This window comes from Hymenobacter sediminicola (assembly GCF_014250515.1).
Taxonomy (GTDB): domain Bacteria; phylum Bacteroidota; class Bacteroidia; order Cytophagales; family Hymenobacteraceae; genus Hymenobacter; species Hymenobacter sediminicola.
Window position 1 is genome coordinate 4,064,298 of the sequence record NZ_CP060202.1, and the last position, 17,020, is coordinate 4,081,317.

Sequence of the window (17,020 nt, forward strand, 5' to 3'; positions counted from 1 at the left end):
AGAGCAGTGGTTTTTCGGCAAACTGACATAGGCGTTGGCTGGAGTTCGGAGACGAAGCCCGACAATAAGCACCACATCAGCCTGTCAAAACCAGACCATCACTTACAGATTCGTGTTGTTGAGCAGGTTGCTGACCACTTGCGAAATCACGCGGCCATCCGCCTGGCCCGACAGTTCCCGCGCCGCAACGCCCATCACCTTGCCCAAGTCCGAAGGGCCGGTAGCACCTACCCGCTGGATAATGCCAACGATATGCTCTACCAAATCAGCTTCGGAAAGCTGCTGCGGCAGGTATTCTTCGATGATGGCCAACTCGTTGAGCTCTACCTCTTCCAGGTCGGAGCGAAATTGCTTCTGGTAGGTTTCAGCGGCCTCACGGCGCTGCTTGGCCTGTTTGGTCAGCAGCTTGATTTCGGCGTCGGGCGTGAGGGCAGCTCCGTGTTGGCCTTCGGCCGTTTCGGCCAGCAGAATCTGCGACTTAATGCTGCGCAGCGTGGTAAGACGCACTTTGTCTTTGGCCAGCATGGCCTTCTTGATATCGGCGTCGATGGTTTCTTTCAGAGCCATAAGTAAAGGGGGAAATGAGGTGCAAGATTACGGTTTTTGCCGCAAGCCGGGGCCGGAAGCCGGCGAAGCGGGCAGAACAGGAGAAACCGGAGAGGCCGGCCGGTAGTTTGGGTACGTATCTTTGGCTACCAACTACTCCGCACAAAGCCTTCCTACGCATGACTAAGCTTAGCGTAAACATAAATAAAATAGCTACCCTGCGGAATGCCCGCGGCCACAACCGTCCCGACCTGCTGCAAGCCGCTCGTGACTGTGAGCGGTTCGGCGCGCAGGGCATTACCGTGCACCCACGGCCCGATGAGCGTCACATCCGCTACCAGGATGTGCGCGACCTGAAAGCGGTGGTGACAACTGAGCTGAACGTGGAAGGCAATCCTACTCCAGATTTTCTGGATTTGGTGCGCGAAGTGCGCCCCGAGCAGGTAACGCTGGTACCCGATGCACCCGACGCCATTACCTCTAATGCGGGCTGGGACACGGTAAAACATCAGATTTTTTTGATTGGGGTGGTGCAGGAACTGAAAGCCCTGGGCTGCCGGGTCAGCATTTTTCTTGACCCCAACCCGGAAATGGTGAAGGCGGCCGTAGCTACTGGCACCGACCGGATTGAGCTTTACACCGAGGACTACGCCCGCCTCTACCCCACCGACCCCGCCGCCGCGCTGGCTCCTTACCGTGCCGCGGCCATCTTGGCTCAACAGCTCGGCTTGGGCCTGAATGCCGGTCACGACCTCGACCTTGATAACCTAGCCTACCTCAAGCAGAACCTACCGGGTTTGGAAGAAGTCAGCATCGGGCATGCCCTCGTTTGCGACGCGCTGTACCTGGGCCTGGAAAACACGATTCAGCTCTACCGTCGGCAGCTGGCGTAAGGAAGAAGCCGGAACGATGCTCCGGCTTCTCCCTTACGCACAACTCACTTCTTATTTCCTCAGGGCGCTGGCTCTGGGTCGCCTATGCCCCGTCTCCCCATTCAGGAATTCCTGCATTACTCTTCCGATGCCCCCATTTTGGATGCCCGTGCACCGCTGGAGTATGCGCAGGGGCACATTCCGGGTGCTATCAGCTTCCCGTTGTTTTCGGATGAGGAGCGCGCCCGCATTGGCACCACCTACAAGCAGATAAGCCAGGATAAGGCCGTGCTGCTGGGGCTGGATTTCTTCGGGCCGAAGATGAGCCGCATGGTGCAGCAGGCTCAGAAACTGGTTCCTGCCAAGCGGGTGCGGCTGCATTGCTGGCGCGGCGGCATGCGCAGCGGGGCCGTTCAGTGGTTACTAGAACTGGCCGGCTTTGAGGTACAGTTGCTCGACAAAGGCTACAAGGACTACCGGCATTTTGCGCTGGCAGAGTTTGCCAGGCAACGCTCGCTGCTGGTGCTGGGTGGCCTCACAGGTTCTGGCAAAACCGATGTACTGCATGAGCTAGCCCAACAACAGCAGCCGGTCCTCGACCTCGAAGGCCTGGCCAGCCACAAGGGGTCAGCATTTGGCAGTATTGGGCAGCCCAGCCAGCCCACGCAGGAGCAGTTCGAAAATGACCTCGCGTGGCAATTAGCCCAACTTCCTACTACTCCCGCTGTGTGGGTAGAGGACGAAAGCCGCACGATTGGCAGCGTACATGTACCAACTCCTCTCTTCGAGCAGATGCACAGAGCGCCGCTGGTACTGCTGGAAATCCCGCGTGAAGTGCGCGTCCGCAAGCTCGCCGATGAGTACGGCCGCCAGGATGCCGGTGCGCTGGCTACCTCTATCTTGCGCATTCGGAAACGGCTGGGTGGCTTGGCTACTAAGGAAGCCCTGTCGGCTATTGCGGAAGACGATATGGAGAAAATGGTCAGCCTCGTGCTCGATTACTACGACAAAACCTACGGCCACGGGCTTACCGGTCGTACAGCCATCCGCGTACCCTCTACTACCTGCGATGCAGCCGTAAATGCAGAACTGGTGCAGCACGCTGTTCGGAATGTAGTGCCAGCCCTCCCGCTCAACAACTAACGTACAACCCACCAGCAGGCGCAGCAGCTTTGCTGTGCCCTCCTTGCAATCATCTGTCTATGTCCTCCTCCGAAACTTCCACCGACCAGATTCGCCTGACCCAATACAGCCATGGGGCCGGCTGCGGCTGCAAAATCGCGCCCAAGATTCTCGACCAAATTCTGCACACCAGCATCCCGCAGCCCCACGACGACAAGCTGCTGGTTGGCAATAGCAGCCGCGACGATGCGGCCGTGTACGATATTGGCGGCGGCCAGGGTCTCATCAGCACCACCGACTTCTTCATGCCCATCGTGGACGATGCGTATGATTTCGGCCGCATTGCTTCCGCCAATGCCATTTCCGACGTGTATGCTATGGGCGGCCGGCCGGTTATGGCCATTGCCGTATTGGGGTGGCCTATTGACAAGCTGGCGCCCGAGGTGGCCCGCCGTGTGATTGAAGGCAGCCGCAGCATCTGCGCCGAAGCTGGTATTCCGCTAGCTGGAGGCCACAGCATTGACTCTCCGGAGCCGATTTTTGGCTTGGCAGTTACCGGGCTACTCGACATCAAAAACCTGAAGCAGAATGACACAGCCACCGCTGGCTGTGAGCTGTATCTGACTAAGCCGCTGGGGGTAGGCATGCTGACTACAGCACAAAAACGCGGCATTTTGCGCCCCGAGCATGAGCAGATTGCCCCGCAGAGCATGATGCGGCTCAATAAGATTGGGGAAGACTTGGGCAAGTTGGAGGCCGTGCGCGCCATGACCGACGTAACAGGCTTCGGGTTACTGGGGCACCTTTCAGAAGTGTGTGAAGGCAGTAACCTGACGGCCGAAATAGACTTCAGCAAAGTTCCGCTGATAGCTGAAGCAGCCGAATATTACGCGCAAAAATCTATCCCGGGTGGCACCGTGCGCAACTGGGACTCTTACGGCCACAAAATTGGTAACCTCACCGATGAGCAACGCGCCTGGCTCTGCGACCCGCAAACCTCAGGTGGCCTGCTGGTCTGCGTAGACCCCGCTGGTCGGGCCGATGTACAAGCTGTGTTTGAGCAGTATGGGCTGGTGCTGGAGCCATTTGGCACCTTGCGGGCACATCAGTTTGAGGAAGCTTGGATTCAGGTACGCTAGCCGCTAGTGAAGACATTCGCACTGCTACGGCCTTTGTTGGAATTTGGCGCCGTAGTAATGGCATTGCTACTGGGTGTGCGCCTGCTTACAGGTCTTTTCCGGGGAAAGCGCCGAAGCTACACGCTCACTTTCCAGCGGCAGGTAGTTTTGCTGTTCTGGCCACTGCTATGCCTGAGTATCGGGCTGCCTTTTCTAGCTTCTTTCCTGTTTGCGGGTGCTATAGCAACCTACGAGTTGGTGTTGTTACTAGCATTTTCGGCACTCATACTAGGGTTTGCAGCGCCGGCCTTAGCACTACACCTGCAGTATTATGTGCGTAACCATGCTACCGAAGTAGTATTTGAGCCGAAGCAGAACATACTGGAAGTATACGAAGCTGGGCAGCGAATTCCGTTTGGCCGCGCCGACTTAGTACGGGTAGAATATGTCCGGTGCACGTCGCGGCGGCTGTTCTGGAGCAACTATGAGTACCTGCAGCTACATCTGCGCAACGGCCAAACGATTACGCTTACTTCACTGCTGCTGAAGCTAGGTCCTTTAGCCGATTTTCTACGTAATGCGAATTTACAAACCCACCAGCGCCTGTTTTGCATAATACGAATATAGAAATAACCAATACACAGATTTAAAACTAAACTCTACTGCAAGCGTCACTCTTTGTATAGCGGCTTAAGACGCATCATATTAACTACGTAGACAGGTCAACAGGGCTTACTCAATTCCCGATATGATAAATAGTAACTCTGAAGTCACTACATTTACATATTGTCTTTTTGTATTTCTGCTTGATGCGGCGCCTGTTGTTCTGGGTATTTCTTCTGTATGGCACCTGTGCGGGCTTTTCCGCGCATGGCATGTCGCAGGCGTCCGACTCTGCTGTCACTAAGCTCATCCGTAAACTAGCTACACAGCCCCGTGACACGGGCCGGGTACGTCTGCTGGCGGCTTTGTGCTATGAGCTACATGATGCACAGCCCACGCGTGCCATACACTATGGTGAGCAGGCCGTGGATCTGGCTACCACTCTGCACGACCAGCCGGGCCTTTTGCGCAGCCTATTGAACCTTAGCAGCTGCTACGCCAACGTGTCCGATGGGCCGCATGCGCTACAACTGCAACAAAAGGCGCTTATGCTGGCACGACAACTGCACGACAACGACGGCATTGTGCGGGCGTATACCGGTATCGGCGGTGTTCACCACGAGCGAAATGATACCACCAATGCCCTACATAATTACACCCGGGCGCTGGCTCTAGCCTATGACAAAGGTGTAAGGGTGCGCACGCAGCTTATGCTGTTCGGCAATCTGGGTAACCTTTACTCTCATCTGCATAATTTTCCGCAAGCCCTGCTTTACACACGCCGTGCACTTCAGCTAGCCCGCACCAGCGGCGACAAAGCCGGCGAGTCGCTCTACTTGGCTCACTTGGGTACCTTCTACTACCAGCAGAACCAGCTTGATACAGCCGAAGGACTACTACGCAAGGCCATTACGCTGGTGGAGCCACTGAAGAACTACCGTATCGAGGCGGGCCATCTGGAGCTGCTTGCCATTGTGCTGCTACTCAAAGAGCAGCTCGATGAAGCCGAAGCCCTAACTGTGCGTGCCCTGCAGCTTGCGCGCCAGACCAACTACCAAGAGCGGATATTGGATGGCTATAACCTGATGGCCGAAATCAAAGTGAGTCAGCGCGAGTATGAGCAGGCCTTCAACTGGCAAAGTCGCTTTCGGGACCTGAATGACTCGCTAAACAGCCGTTCCCGCCTGCAAACCCTTACTGCCCTGCAGGCCCGCTACGACACGAAGGAAAAGGAACACCAAATTCGGCTGCTCACCCAGCGTGGCGAGCTACAGCAGCTCCGGAACCGCGAGTTATGGGCAGTAGTCAGCACCTTGATAGTAGGATTGGGTGGCATAGGCCTGCTCTACTGGCAGCTGCGGCGGAGTCGCTCGGCACTGGCTACCAAAAATGTGGCTCTGCACCAAGCCACCCACGAATTGCGCGAGGTGGCGGCTTCCAAAGACCGGCTTTATGCTATTGTGGCCCATGATCTGCGTGGGCCTGTTACGTCGTTTGTAGGTGTTACAGAACTCATCGAATTCTACTTGCGCCAAGGCGATGAAAAGGGGTTGCGCCGTTTGCCGGCTCTCGTGCGCCAATCAGCCCAGAGCCTCAATGGATTGCTCGATAACCTGCTGAACTGGGCCGTTAGCCAAAACGGCGAGTTGGTGAGCCAGCCAGAATCATTGCCTGTAAACGAGCTATTTGCGGAGATTGAAGAGCTCTACCGCACTACCGCCGAAGCCAAGCAGATTCAACTGCATACTCCCGATCTGCCTGAACTCGACTTACGGGTATGGGCCGACCGCAACATGATACGCACTATTCTGCGCAACCTCGTCGGCAATGCCTTCAAGTTCACGCCCGGTGGCGGCCAGATTGCCCTCACGGCCCATTCTGCTCCCGACGGCAGCAGTATCCTGCTCACCGTAGCCGACTCAGGCCGGGGCATGGCCGCTGAGCAGGTAGAGGCACTGCTGCACAATGGCACGCGGCAGCAGCTGCTACCCGTTATCAGTCACAACACTCGCTCTGGTACCGGTCTGGGCCTACCGCTGTGTCGTGCATTTGTAGAGCGGCTCCATGGCACTTTATCGTTGCAAAGCGTACTAGGCGAGGGCACCACCGTTTGGGTGCAACTGCCGGCCCAGCCGGTAGTATAGCTGGTTGATGCGGGTTTGCCTGCTACTCCCGACCTTTGCTCGCTCTATTTGCCTCTGCTATGCAACTTCATCACCGCGAACAAGGCCAGGGCACACCGCTGGTTATACTACACGGCCTGTTTGGCACTCTCGACAACTGGCAGACGCTGGCTAAACGTTGGGCCGAGGCCGGCCACCGCGTTATCAGTGCCGACCTGCGCAACCATGGCCGCTCCTTTCACACGCCTGAGCACACCTATGAGCTAATGAGCCAGGATGTGTTAGCTCTCTTCGACAGCCTGCAGTTGGGCCCCGAAACTACGCTGCTTGGGCACAGTATGGGTGGCAAAGTAGCCATGCATTTCGCCCTGCACCACCCCGACCGGCTGGCGCGGCTCATCGTCATCGATATTGCGCCGCGTGCTTCCTCCATGGAACACCAGGACAATATTCTGGCCGGCCTGAACGCCGTGCCACTGGCCCAGCTTGAAAGCCGCCAGCAGGCCGACGACGCCTTGGCGCAGCATATTCCGCAGCCCGGTGTACGGCAGTTTCTACTCAAAAACCTGTACCGCAAGGAAGACAACTCTTTCGCGTGGCGCCAAAACCTGTCTGTACTCACGGATAGTATGATGGCTGTGGGCGCCGAAATAAGCGCGCTGCAACCCTTCTCAAAGCCGGCGCTGTTTATACGCGGCGGCAAGTCAGACTACATCAACACTAAGGACAAGCTCTACGGCATTCCAGCCTTGTTTCCCAACTCGCAGGTAGAAACCATAGTGGATGCTGGCCACTGGGTACACGCCGAAAAACCTGACGAAGTATTTGAGCTGGTGGACGCCTTTTGCAAAAGCTGAACACCCTATTCAGGCGTTCAGCTTACGCGTATCTTTAACGACTGTTTCTCTTGAAAACCGGCAACCTTTACCTTATTCCCACTATTCTGGCCGATGACACGGCGGCCCAGGTGCTGCCGCCACAGGTAGCGGAAAGAGTGGCGGCGCTGTCCTATTTCTTGGTAGAAAATGCCCGCACGGCCCGGCGCTTTATCAAAAGCGTAGCGCCCAACCATAGCATTGAAGCCTTGCGCATTAGCGTAATTGATAAGGACAGCACCGAAGCCCAAATTCAGGCGGCGCTGCAGCCACTATTGGCCGGCCAGGATGCAGGAGTTATTTCGGAAGCTGGCTGCCCCGGCATCGCCGACCCAGGGGCCGAACTGGCGCGGGCAGCCCATCAGGCGAGCGTTAGAGTGGTGCCCTTGGTAGGACCATCGTCGTTGCTGCTGGCACTTATGGCGTCCGGCATGAACGGGCAGAGCTTCACGTTTCATGGGTATCTGCCGATAGAGCGCGCCCGGCGGGCAGCGGCCATCAAGCAGCTGGAGCGTTTGGCACTGGCTCAGCACCAAACGCAGCTGTTCATTGAGACTCCTTACCGCAACATGCAGCTGCTTGCCGACCTGCTGGCGCAACTAAGTGGCAGTACACGGCTGTGCGTAGCCGCCAGCCTCACGGGGCCCGACGAATACGTGCGCACCGACACTGTGGCCGGCTGGAAGAAAAAAGGATTGCCGGAGCTGCATAAGCAGCCAGCTGTGTTTCTGATTGGCAAATAGCTCGCGCTAACGCCGCACTATTTCAATACCTGATACACGAGCAGCGAAGCCAGATAGGCTAATCCTGTCATGTACACCAGTTGCAGAATGGGCCAGCGCCATCCTTTGGTTTCGCGGTACGTGGCGGCCAGCGTGCTCATGCATTGCATAGCAAACACATAAAACACCAATAGCGAAGCGGAGCGGGCAGGCGTAAAGAATGGTTGCCCGTTTTCGTCTTTTTCAGCAGCCAGCTTCTGCTGCACGGTCAGTTCGTTGGCATCCTGGCCCACACTGTAAATAGTGCTCATGGTGCCCACAAACACTTCTCGCGCCGCAAACGAGGTGAGCAGCGAAATCCCGATTTTCCAGTCGAAGCCCAGAGGCCGGATGGCGGGCTCGATGAGGTGACCGAAACGGCCGGCGTAGGAGCTTTCTAACTTCTGAGAAGCTACGCGGCTTTCGGTTTCTGCGGGCGTCAGGGCCTGGCTGATGGCTGTGTTGCGGGCCCGGGTTTCGGCCTGCTCCATGGCTTGGCCCGGACCATACGAAGCCAGCACCCACAATATCACCGAAATAGCCATGATGACCTTGCCCGCTTGGAATACAAAGGCCTTCACCTTTTCGATGATGGTCAGGCCCACGTTTTTCCAGCGCGGCCAGCGGTACACCGGAAACTCCATAATGAAGTAGCTGCGCTCCGTCGTGCGCATCAGCAGCTTCATGGCCCAGGCTGAGCCGACCGCCGACACGAATCCCAGCAAGTACAGTCCCATTAGGGCCACACCGCGCAGGTTGAAGATACCCAGCACCGGCTGGTCGGGCACGACCAGTCCAATGAGCACGGTATACACCGGAATGCGCGCCGAGCAGCTCATCAGGGGTGTCACGAAGATGGTAATGAGCCGGTCTTTGCGGTTTTCGATGGTGCGCGCGCTCATGATGGCCGGTACAGCGCATGCCATACCGGAAATAAGCGGCACCACGCTTTTGCCGTTCAGCCCGAACTTGCGCATGATGCGGTCCATCATGAATGTGACGCGGGCCATGTAGCCAGTTTCTTCCAGCACTGCTATGAAAGCAAAAAGCAGCGCTATCTGCGGAATGAAAATCAGCACACCGCCCAAGCCGGCCAGAATGCCTTCCGTCAGCAGGCTGATAAGCGGGCCGTCGAAATTGGTCTGGATCAGGCTATTGATCCACGCGACGCCCTGGTCGATGAGTTCCATCGGGTAGCTGGCCCAGGCGAATACAGCCTGAAACAGCAGAAACAGCACCAATACAAAAATCAGGTAGCCCCACACGCGGTGCGTCAGCACCTTATCAATGCGGTTGCTATACGGCTCGGCCTTTTCCGTGCGCGTCACCAATACCACATTCAGCAGCAGCTCATTGATGCGGTTGTAGCGAGCTATGGTTTCCTGCGCCTGCCGGGCCGTGGGCTCAAATTCGTACTTAGCTACCAGCTCGGCTATGTACGCCTTTTCATCGGGCGTCAGGAAGCTGATCTGGCGGAACTGGTGCGCATAGTGCAGCGCCAGATAGTCGTTGTGCAGGTTGAAATAGTAGCGAATCTGCCGGATCATGGGCAGCAACTCCGGCTCCGGCTCATAGAAAGAGACACTAGGAGCATCCAGCTGCTGCGCCATCACAATTTTCAGAGCTGCTACCCCAATGCCTTTGCGGGCATTCATCGGAATGACAGGCACGCCCAATTCCTGCTGCAACTCGGCCAGATCAATGCTGATGCCGTGCTGCTCGGCCACATCCATCATGTTCAGGGCTAGCACTGCCGGTAAGCCTAGGTCGGCGAGCTGCGTGAACAGCAGCAGATTGCGCCGCAGGTTACTGGCATCAGCCGTTACCACCACAAAGTCGGGATACTGCGCCGAGCCTTGGTCGTAGAGCAGGTCCGTAATGACCTTTTCGTCGAGACTCTTGGGATAAAGCGAGTACGTGCCGGGCAGGTCAATAATTTCGGCGCGGTGCTGGGAAGTAAGCTGGCTTATGCCCGTTTTGCGGTCCACCGTTACGCCGGGGAAATTGCCCACTTTCTGGTTGAGGCCAGTCAGTTGGTTGAACAGCGACGTTTTGCCAGAATTGGGGTTACCGATAAGCGCAATGCGCGTCAGGCGGCCATACCCCGGCAGACGGCCTGCCGCTGTTTCCAGCGCGGCCACCGAAGCAGCCTGCCCGGCCGGGGCAGTTCGGATTCCGGCACTACTCATCGATACGCTACTCCTTCAGCAAAATGGTAGCCGCTTCACTCACCCGCAGCGACAATGTATAATCAGCAGCCTCGCCTACTACCAGCGTAATGGGGCAGCCCAGTGGAGCGCGGCTATTGAGGCGCACTCGGGTTCCCGGAATACAACCCATTTCCAATAGCTTCAGCGCCATTTCCGGGTCTTTCAGGCAGCAGATAGTGCCACTCTCGCCCAGCTGCAAGTCTTTTACACTCCGGCGGGCAGCAGTTTCGGGGGCAAGGGTGGGAGTGGGCATAGCAGCTGAGTTATTTAGACTTGCTTTAAACAAAGGTACCACCCATTTAGGTTTCGGCCAAAATAGTGGGCCACCTCCTGCACAATTCCTTCCTCCGGAAATAAGCGTCCTATAACTATTCCTTCGCGCAATTGCATCTTTATAAATATTTGAAGAATACTTGCCACAAATCGGCATTATCATTTTAATTTTGGCATATAACACTAGTTCTGCCTACCCATGCTCCAACGTTTACTTGCCTTTTTTGCATTTCTCCTACTGTTTCCGGCCCTAGGCATGGCCCAGGAGAACCGTCTCTCCGGTCGCATCGTCGACCAGAAGACCAAGGAGCCGATTCCCTTCGCTTCTATTAGCCTGCGGGAAGAATCGACCGGCGCCCTGACCAATGAGTATGGCTTTTTTCAGATAGCCACTCCTGAGAAGAATGCGCAGGATTCTCTTATCGTTATTGCCTTGGGCTTCAAGCGCATGGCAGTACTAGTGAAGCGCGGCGTTTCCCAAACCGACATCATCATTGAGGTTCCCAAGCGCGTAATTGAGCTGAAGAACGTAACCGTAACCGGCGGTAAGGTGAAAGACCTAGCGCTGGGTTCGAAATCAAGCACTCCGGGGGAAGGCATGATTCAGGGTATGCCGGGCAGCCAATATGCTTTCTTCGTGAAGAATGACAAGTCGAAAAAGCTCGGCAACATTCGTTCGGCTTCGTTTTATATTGGAGAAAACGGTTTTCCGCGGGAGCCTTTCCGGGTGCGCATCTACAAGGCCGATGGCAACTATAATTCGCCTAACACGGACTTGCTTACCGAAAACGTGGTTGTATCTGCTCCTAAAGGCGGTGCCTGGTATACGGTAGACCTGACTTCCTACAACATTGAAGCTCCTACAGAAGGATTCTTTGTAGCCATGGAATGGATTGTGAGCGGCGACAAGTTCTACACCACCAACTTCATGGACACCTACACGCCCTACGGCCAGATCATGCGTCCGACCTTCGAATTTAAGGAGAGCCGCACCTGGAGCTACACGATGGGTAAAGGCTGGAGCCTGCTCACGCTTTCCAGCAACGGCCAGCGCTACAACGCTATGATTAAGGCGGAAGTAGACATGATTAAAGACTAATCGGAGTAGTCTGGATTTAACGGACTACTCACATAAAAAAGAGGCTTGCCAGTTGGCAAGCCTCTTTTTTATGTGGCTATCTGAAGCGGATATGCACTAACTGCGCAATCCGTGAGCTTATTTAATCACGGCAATTTCTACGCGGCGGTTTTGCTGGCGGCCTTCAGCAGTAGCATTGGAAGCCACCGGAGCTGTTTCGCCCATAGGCTCAATGCTAACCCGAGCATCGCCCATACCACCGTTCTGAGAAAGCCATTTCTTTACAGCTTCAGCCCGTTTGGCGCTTAGTTCGCGGTTGTACGACTTGTCACCCCGCGAATCAGCGAAGCCCATTACGCGCACCTGGCTTTTACCGTAGCGCCGTCCTACGGAGGCGGCTATTTCCGACAACGCCCGCGTAGCAGTAGGCTTGATTTCAGCCTTGTCCGTATCAAACAGCACTGTTTCTTCCAGTCCATACACGCTGAACCGGTCGTCGCCGCGCACTGAAATTTCGGGCAAATCGATTTCCTCGTAGGTTTCGTTGGCCAAAGTAGCTTTGGTCATATCCCAGGCGGCATCGGCAGCATTTGCTGTCTTGGTAGCGGCATCAGCCACGATAGCGCCGTCGCGGGCCACCACGGCCGTGTCGGTGGTAGCTTCCTGAAGCTGATCTTTTTCTTCGGGCTTCTTCAGGTCGTTGCAGGCGGAAGCCAGCAAAGCCGTTGCGGCCAGAGCGGAGAGCAAATGTTTTTTCATCGGATGGAGAGAATAAGGGAGAATACGGGTGAAAAAGGTCCGGAACGTAGCCGGCCTTACTTGCCGCCTCCAGTACGGGCAACAATCCAGGAACGGATAATTTCCTGCGTGGCGGGCGAAAAGGTTTCGCGGGGCTGCCCATTTACCAAGGGCCATTCGGCTGGGTCGGACTGGAAAAGATGGTTTACTCCGGGCAGCTTTTTGCTGGTCATGTCACGGTTGCCGCGCAGGGTTTTGGTCAGAGCCGTCAGGTTCGATTCCGCCGCTACGTACAGGTCGGCGGTTCCGTTTAGCAACAGAACGGGGCATTTTACCTTTTCCAGATGCTTCAGCGGGTCGAAACCCAGAAAATACCGGTACCGGAAAGAGGTCAGTTCGGCGGCACTGGCCTGCGCTGCTTCCCCATCTACTGCCGTATTGTTCTGGCGCAGCATATTGGCCACAATAGCTTTGGCCTGTGCCTCATCGGGAGTCTGGCGCACTATTTCAAGCATTGCTTTCTGGCGCTTGGAAGCGGCATCTATCTGCGCCTGCTCCGTGCCCAGCGAACGGAGTAGCGCAGCCTGCTGCTGCACAGCCAGTTCATTTCCCGGCACTCCGTAGGCGGCCAGCGTCACTACAAAAGCGGGCGGCAAAGGCTGCGTAGCCGAGAGTAGCGCCACGTTGCCGCCTTCTCCGTGTCCAATTACGCCAATCTGCGCCAAGTTGATTTCGGGGCGGGTACGCAGAAAGTTTAGACTGGCCTGCACATCACTGACCAGTTCGGCGATGGTAGTGCGGGCCAGGTCGCCGGTGGAGCTGCCGGTGCCCCGGTCATCGAAGCGCAACACGGCAATACCACGGCGCGTGAGGTAGTCGCCCAGGATACCCATCATGCGGTAGGTACCCACGGTACCGTCCCGGTCGTGGGCGCCGGCATCGGAAAGCAGCACCACGGCCGGAAACGGACCCGCTCCGGCCGGAACCGTGAGCATCCCCGCCAGGCGCAGGTTGGCGGGTATATTGGAGTACACTACTTCCTCCTCGCGGTAAGGCGGCGTGAGGCGGGCTTTGGGGGCCGTGTTGATGGCAGCTGCCGTAAACGTGAGCGTAAGCGGCGACTGGTAGCCGGGCTGCCGCCACACCCCGTCTATCTGCTTGCCGCCGGATGCCAGCCGGCCCACAAAGCTGCTGCCGGCCTCTTCAGCGGCAAATATGACCGTGTCGCCCTTTATTTCCACAGCCACGGCTATCTGGCTGACTTTCTGCAGCGGCACATCGAGTGTGGCGAAGTACGAGCCCCCAGTGAGGCTTACCAGCCGAAACACCACCTCCAACTGCCCGCCGGGCACTTTGAGCGGGCCTTTCCACAGCCCATCCAGGGTAGGTGCGGCGGTGGCAGAAAGTGTTGCTGCGCCTCCGAGCAGTAGCCAAAGCCACAGGCAGCGCAGCCAGAAAGCGTGAGTACGTGTTTTCATAAGAGAGGACACAATAGGTGGAGCGTAGACTAGCAACAACAACAACCGCCGGGCGTCGCAGCAATGAGCATCCGGCTTCTACGCAAGATAATTATATCCTTATTGAGTAGGGCTAGCCGGGGAAATTCAGGGACGTTTTTTACCGCAAACCGCCGCTTCTTCTGACAGAAAAAGCGGCGGTTTGCGGCAGGCCGGGTCAGCTACAGCCCTACAGTATATACAGCCTTCAGGTACACAAAGCGGCCATTGAACGGCATTTGCTGCGACTGATAGGGCAGGATATCGAAATCGTAGGGCAGGTTGGAAGGCTTTCCGTACTTGGCCAGGTAGTAGGCATTGAACTCGTCGAACGACTTGAAGCCGTCGGGCGCCCGGCCGTTGCGGGTTGCAGTCATGATGTCGTCGGGATACACGTCGAACACATTGTTGACGCCGGCCGTGAGCGACAGCGCCTTTACGGGCCGGTAGCTCAACGACAGGTCGGTGGTGGTTTTGGGCCGGAACACCATGTACACGCTGCCTTCGTCCAGCGGGTCGAAGTTGAAGTCGTAGCTCTTCACCTGTCCGAAGTAGAAGTTGCGCAGCAGCACGCTGAATTTCTTGATGTCGTAGCCGGTGCTGAGGATGAGCTTGCTGGCAGGATTGCCGGTCTCCAGCAGGGAAAGCTGGCGCTGGTCGAGGTAGTCGTTGCCGGGCTTGAGGCGGCCTTCGCTCGTGCGGTCGGTTTGCAGGTTCTGGAACTGCAGAGGCACCTGCAGGCTACGAATGCGGGTGTTGTTGAAATTAGCAGCCAAGCTCACGTTGAGCGAGCCACGGCCCAGCGCGTTGCGGTAGGTGGCTACCAGGTCGAGGCCGCGGGTACGGGTGTTGGCGGCGTTGGTAAAGAACTGCGCGTTGTCGGCGTTGGCAGCCAGCAAGGCCTGGTTGAGCGCCGGGCGGGCCCCGGTAGTATCAATTCCGAAAATGCCCGACAGCAGAATCCGGTCGTCGATATCAATCTGGTACGCGTCGGCCGTGAACGTGAGCGAGGCGGTAGGCGTGATAACCAAGCCGGCACTGAGGTTGCGCGATTTTTCAGGGCGCAGGCTGCCGATGCCGGCGGCCCGGGCTACGTTGCTCTGGTTGTTGAACAGGCCGCTGTAGCGGGCCCCTTCGGAGGTAGGCAGCAGCGTGAGCTGGCGGTAGAGCACCTGCTGCAGGGCCGGGGCGCGGAAACCGGTGTTGTAGGCCGCACGCACGGCCAGCGCCTTGGCCAGCTGCAGGCGCGTATCCACCTTGTAGATGAAGGCCGAGCCAAAGTCGCTGTAGTTCTCGAAGCGCAGGGCCGTACCAACCGTCCACTTTTTGGTTACGTCGGCTTCCACGTCCGCGAAAGCCCCTACGTTGTTGCGGGTGCCATCTACGGCAAAGGCCGGGTCGAAGCCAATGAAGCCCTGTGCCCCGGCCGATGCGCCTTCCTTGCCCTGGGCGTAATCGAAGTAAGAACCTTTCTCGCCGGCCACTATTTCGTACCGGTCGTGGCGGAATTCGCCCCCAAAGGCGACGTTGGTTCCCGCCAGCAGCTTCGGAAACAGGCGGCTGAACGTGGCATTGCTCACGCTCTGGGTAAAGACCAGGCCGCCGGCGTCAAACTGTCTGGGCGAGTTGCTTCCCAGCGAGCTATTGAGCGTGTTGCTGATGTCGTAGCGCAGCGAGTTGCGGCCCAGCACCTGGCTTACGTCTAGGCTCCACTGGCCCAGCCCGAAGACGAAGCCGGCCGTGCCGGAGGCGTCATGAATGCGCGTGTTGATATTCGGCTGGTAGCCGTACGGGAAAATGCTTTCCACAATATCGGCATCGGCAGAAGCGGGCAGCACCCACGGCGCAACGGCCTCTCCCCTGCGGAAATTGTAGCCCCCAAATGAGTAGAAGGCCACTTTATCGGTGAAGGGCAGGCGCAGGTTGTACATACCCCGCAGGTTGCGGATTTTAGCGTCGCCGTTGACTTGCTCGAAGTCATCGTAGGTTTTGCCACTGGCGGCCAGACGGGCTTTTTCCTCATTGGCATTGTAGGAAAAGACCGGCCATGATACAATGTTGCGGGTGTAGTGGCGGGTGGTAGCGCCGCGGTAGTCGGCGTCGGCCGTCAGATTCAGGAAGCCTTTCTGGCCCAAGCGCAAGCCCCTGTTGAGGCTGAGCAGGCCCGTAAGACCGTCGCCCTCGGTTGTAATACCCGTATTGAGCAGCACGTTGCCCCCCTTGTTGGCCGACTTCAGGGTGAAGTTCATTACCCCAGCAATGGCATCGGAACCGTACTGAGCCGCGGCCCCGTCGCGCAGGACTTCCACCCGGTCCAGCGCATTAGCCGAAATCGTGTTCAGGTCGTAGCCTACGCTGCCCACCCCGCGGCTGCCGAGCAGGTTGATAAGGGCCGTGGTGTGCAGGCGCTTGCCGTTCACGAGCACCAGCGACTGGTCCGGCGCCATTCCGCGCAGGCTGATGGGGTCGACGTGGTCGGCGCCATCGGCGGAGGTCTGTCGGGTTGAGTTGAAGGAGGCCACCGAAAAGTTGAGCAACTGGCTCAGGTCGGTTTGCGGCACTACGGGCAGCAGCTCCCGCATGTCAATCACGTCTACCGGCACTGGCGACTCCAGCACCGTGCGGTCGGTACGGCGCGTACCTACGGCCAGCGTGGCGACGGCCAGCGTAAAGGGAAACTGCACTGTTTGCCCGGCCACCAGAAACACATTGGTGAGCAGCTGCGTCCGGTGCCCCGGATGGGCTACCTGAACGGTGTAGGGGCCGCCAGCCAGCACCTCGGGAATGGCGTATTGCCCGGTACCGTCTGTGGTGGCCGTGCGCCGGATACCGCTGGGCAAATGAATGGCCGCCACGGTTGCCCCAACCAGTATGTCACCGGTTGCCGAACTCACGGAACCGGCAATACTGGTTCCGGTACTCTGGCCCTGCGCTACCTGCGTGAGCAGCAGGAGCACGCCTAGAAGAAGAGAGAAAACGCGGGTAAAGACTTGGGTCATAAAGCAGCAGAACAAGGGTAGGAAAATGCAAAAGGCAAAAATGCAGACGTAGCAGAGCAAGTGCCTCCCAAAAGTAGAAACCCTACTTTCATATAGTGGCGTTTGTTAGACAAGCAGAACGTATTCCTCGCTCAATCCGGCTTGGCGCTGGATGAGCCAAAGCACCAACCGGAATGGATGTGTAGGCATCTATTGAGTTCTTTATG

General features: G+C 57.3%; 14 protein-coding genes. 8 read left to right on the forward strand and 6 right to left on the reverse strand.

Translation table 11 applies throughout. The annotated features are described in order from the left end of the window. Window positions 1-102: 102 nt before the first annotated feature. Window positions 103-567 carry a GatB/YqeY domain-containing protein gene (locus tag H4317_RS17410; protein WP_185887825.1) on the reverse strand — a complete coding sequence of 155 codons (465 nt, stop codon included), beginning with the start codon at window positions 565-567 and terminating at the stop codon, window positions 103-105. A 158-nt stretch (window positions 568-725) separates the two neighbouring features. On the opposite strand from H4317_RS17410, the gene H4317_RS17415 reads away from it, so the two are divergent. The 7 genes from H4317_RS17415 to H4317_RS17445 all read left to right on the forward strand — a co-directional run bounded on the left by H4317_RS17415 (window position 726) and on the right by H4317_RS17445 (window position 8,002). After that, window positions 726-1,439 (forward strand): pyridoxine 5'-phosphate synthase, encoded by a 714-nt coding sequence (locus H4317_RS17415; RefSeq protein ID WP_185887826.1) that lies wholly within the window; start codon window positions 726-728, stop codon window positions 1,437-1,439. 84 nt (window positions 1,440-1,523) lie between these two features. Then, window positions 1,524-2,561: a tRNA 2-selenouridine(34) synthase MnmH gene (gene mnmH, locus H4317_RS17420; RefSeq protein WP_185887827.1), complete on the forward strand. Its 1,038-nt coding sequence runs from the start codon at window positions 1,524-1,526 to the stop codon at window positions 2,559-2,561. A gap of 59 nt (window positions 2,562-2,620) precedes the next feature. Next, window positions 2,621-3,679 (forward strand): selenide, water dikinase SelD, encoded by a 1,059-nt coding sequence (selD, locus tag H4317_RS17425; protein ID WP_185887828.1) that lies wholly within the window; start codon window positions 2,621-2,623, stop codon window positions 3,677-3,679. A gap of 33 nt (window positions 3,680-3,712) precedes the next feature. Further along, entirely contained in the window at window positions 3,713-4,285 is a 573-nt protein-coding gene (locus H4317_RS17430) for a PH domain-containing protein (RefSeq protein WP_185887829.1), read from the forward strand. 248 nt (window positions 4,286-4,533) lie between these two features. Then, window positions 4,534-6,405, forward strand: coding sequence for an ATP-binding protein (locus tag H4317_RS17435; protein ID WP_185887830.1), 1,872 nt, complete (start codon window positions 4,534-4,536; stop codon window positions 6,403-6,405). A 59-nt stretch (window positions 6,406-6,464) separates the two neighbouring features. Continuing rightward, window positions 6,465-7,241 (forward strand): alpha/beta fold hydrolase, encoded by a 777-nt coding sequence (locus H4317_RS17440; RefSeq protein WP_185887831.1) that lies wholly within the window; start codon window positions 6,465-6,467, stop codon window positions 7,239-7,241. A 50-nt stretch (window positions 7,242-7,291) separates the two neighbouring features. Next, window positions 7,292-8,002, forward strand: a complete 711-nt coding sequence (locus tag H4317_RS17445; protein WP_349772185.1) for an SAM-dependent methyltransferase — start codon at window positions 7,292-7,294, stop codon at window positions 8,000-8,002. Window positions 8,003-8,019: 17 nt separating this feature from the next. Here the strand turns inward: H4317_RS17445 and feoB are convergent, their stop codons facing one another. Beyond that, window positions 8,020-10,209, reverse strand: a complete 2,190-nt coding sequence (feoB, locus tag H4317_RS17450; protein ID WP_185887832.1) for a ferrous iron transport protein B — start codon at window positions 10,207-10,209, stop codon at window positions 8,020-8,022. 7 nt (window positions 10,210-10,216) lie between these two features. After that, a complete protein-coding gene (locus tag H4317_RS17455; RefSeq protein ID WP_185887833.1) occupies window positions 10,217-10,483 on the reverse strand; it encodes a FeoA family protein in 267 nt (88 codons plus the stop codon). Window positions 10,484-10,702: 219 nt separating this feature from the next. On the opposite strand from H4317_RS17455, the gene H4317_RS17460 reads away from it, so the two are divergent. Continuing rightward, window positions 10,703-11,602 (forward strand): carboxypeptidase-like regulatory domain-containing protein, encoded by a 900-nt coding sequence (locus H4317_RS17460; RefSeq protein WP_185887834.1) that lies wholly within the window; start codon window positions 10,703-10,705, stop codon window positions 11,600-11,602. A gap of 117 nt (window positions 11,603-11,719) precedes the next feature. Here H4317_RS17460 and H4317_RS17465 read toward each other — a convergent pair whose 3' ends face one another. The 3 genes from H4317_RS17465 to H4317_RS17475 form a co-directional block, all read right to left on the reverse strand. Beyond that, window positions 11,720-12,340, reverse strand: a complete 621-nt coding sequence (locus H4317_RS17465; protein WP_185887835.1) for an OmpA family protein — start codon at window positions 12,338-12,340, stop codon at window positions 11,720-11,722. A gap of 56 nt (window positions 12,341-12,396) precedes the next feature. Then, the gene (locus tag H4317_RS17470; RefSeq protein ID WP_185887836.1) at window positions 12,397-13,797 is read right to left on the reverse strand and encodes an alpha/beta hydrolase family protein; all 1,401 of its coding nucleotides are present in this window, start codon (window positions 13,795-13,797) and stop codon (window positions 12,397-12,399) included. Window positions 13,798-13,997: 200 nt separating this feature from the next. Continuing rightward, complete coding sequence (locus H4317_RS17475; RefSeq protein WP_185887837.1) at window positions 13,998-16,814, reverse strand: TonB-dependent receptor; 2,817 nt, start codon at window positions 16,812-16,814, stop codon at window positions 13,998-14,000. Window positions 16,815-17,020 lie beyond the last annotated feature (206 nt).

Coding starts and splice junctions, on each gene's coding strand:
- H4317_RS17415 (WP_185887826.1), top strand. CDS start 726: ATGACTAAGCTTAGCGTAAACATAAATAAAATAGCTACCCTGCGGAAT.
- selD (WP_185887828.1), top strand. CDS start 2,621: ATGTCCTCCTCCGAAACTTCCACCGACCAGATTCGCCTGACCCAATAC.
- H4317_RS17465 (WP_185887835.1), bottom strand. CDS start 12,340: ATGAAAAAACATTTGCTCTCCGCTCTGGCCGCAACGGCTTTGCTGGCT.
- feoB (WP_185887832.1), bottom strand. CDS start 10,209: ATGAGTAGTGCCGGAATCCGAACTGCCCCGGCCGGGCAGGCTGCTTCG.
- H4317_RS17440 (WP_185887831.1), top strand. CDS start 6,465: ATGCAACTTCATCACCGCGAACAAGGCCAGGGCACACCGCTGGTTATA.
- H4317_RS17410 (WP_185887825.1), bottom strand. CDS start 567: ATGGCTCTGAAAGAAACCATCGACGCCGATATCAAGAAGGCCATGCTG.
- H4317_RS17455 (WP_185887833.1), bottom strand. CDS start 10,483: ATGCCCACTCCCACCCTTGCCCCCGAAACTGCTGCCCGCCGGAGTGTA.
- H4317_RS17435 (WP_185887830.1), top strand. CDS start 4,534: ATGTCGCAGGCGTCCGACTCTGCTGTCACTAAGCTCATCCGTAAACTA.
- H4317_RS17460 (WP_185887834.1), top strand. CDS start 10,703: ATGCTCCAACGTTTACTTGCCTTTTTTGCATTTCTCCTACTGTTTCCG.
- H4317_RS17470 (WP_185887836.1), bottom strand. CDS start 13,797: ATGAAAACACGTACTCACGCTTTCTGGCTGCGCTGCCTGTGGCTTTGG.
- mnmH (WP_185887827.1), top strand. CDS start 1,524: ATGCCCCGTCTCCCCATTCAGGAATTCCTGCATTACTCTTCCGATGCC.
- H4317_RS17475 (WP_185887837.1), bottom strand. CDS start 16,814: ATGACCCAAGTCTTTACCCGCGTTTTCTCTCTTCTTCTAGGCGTGCTC.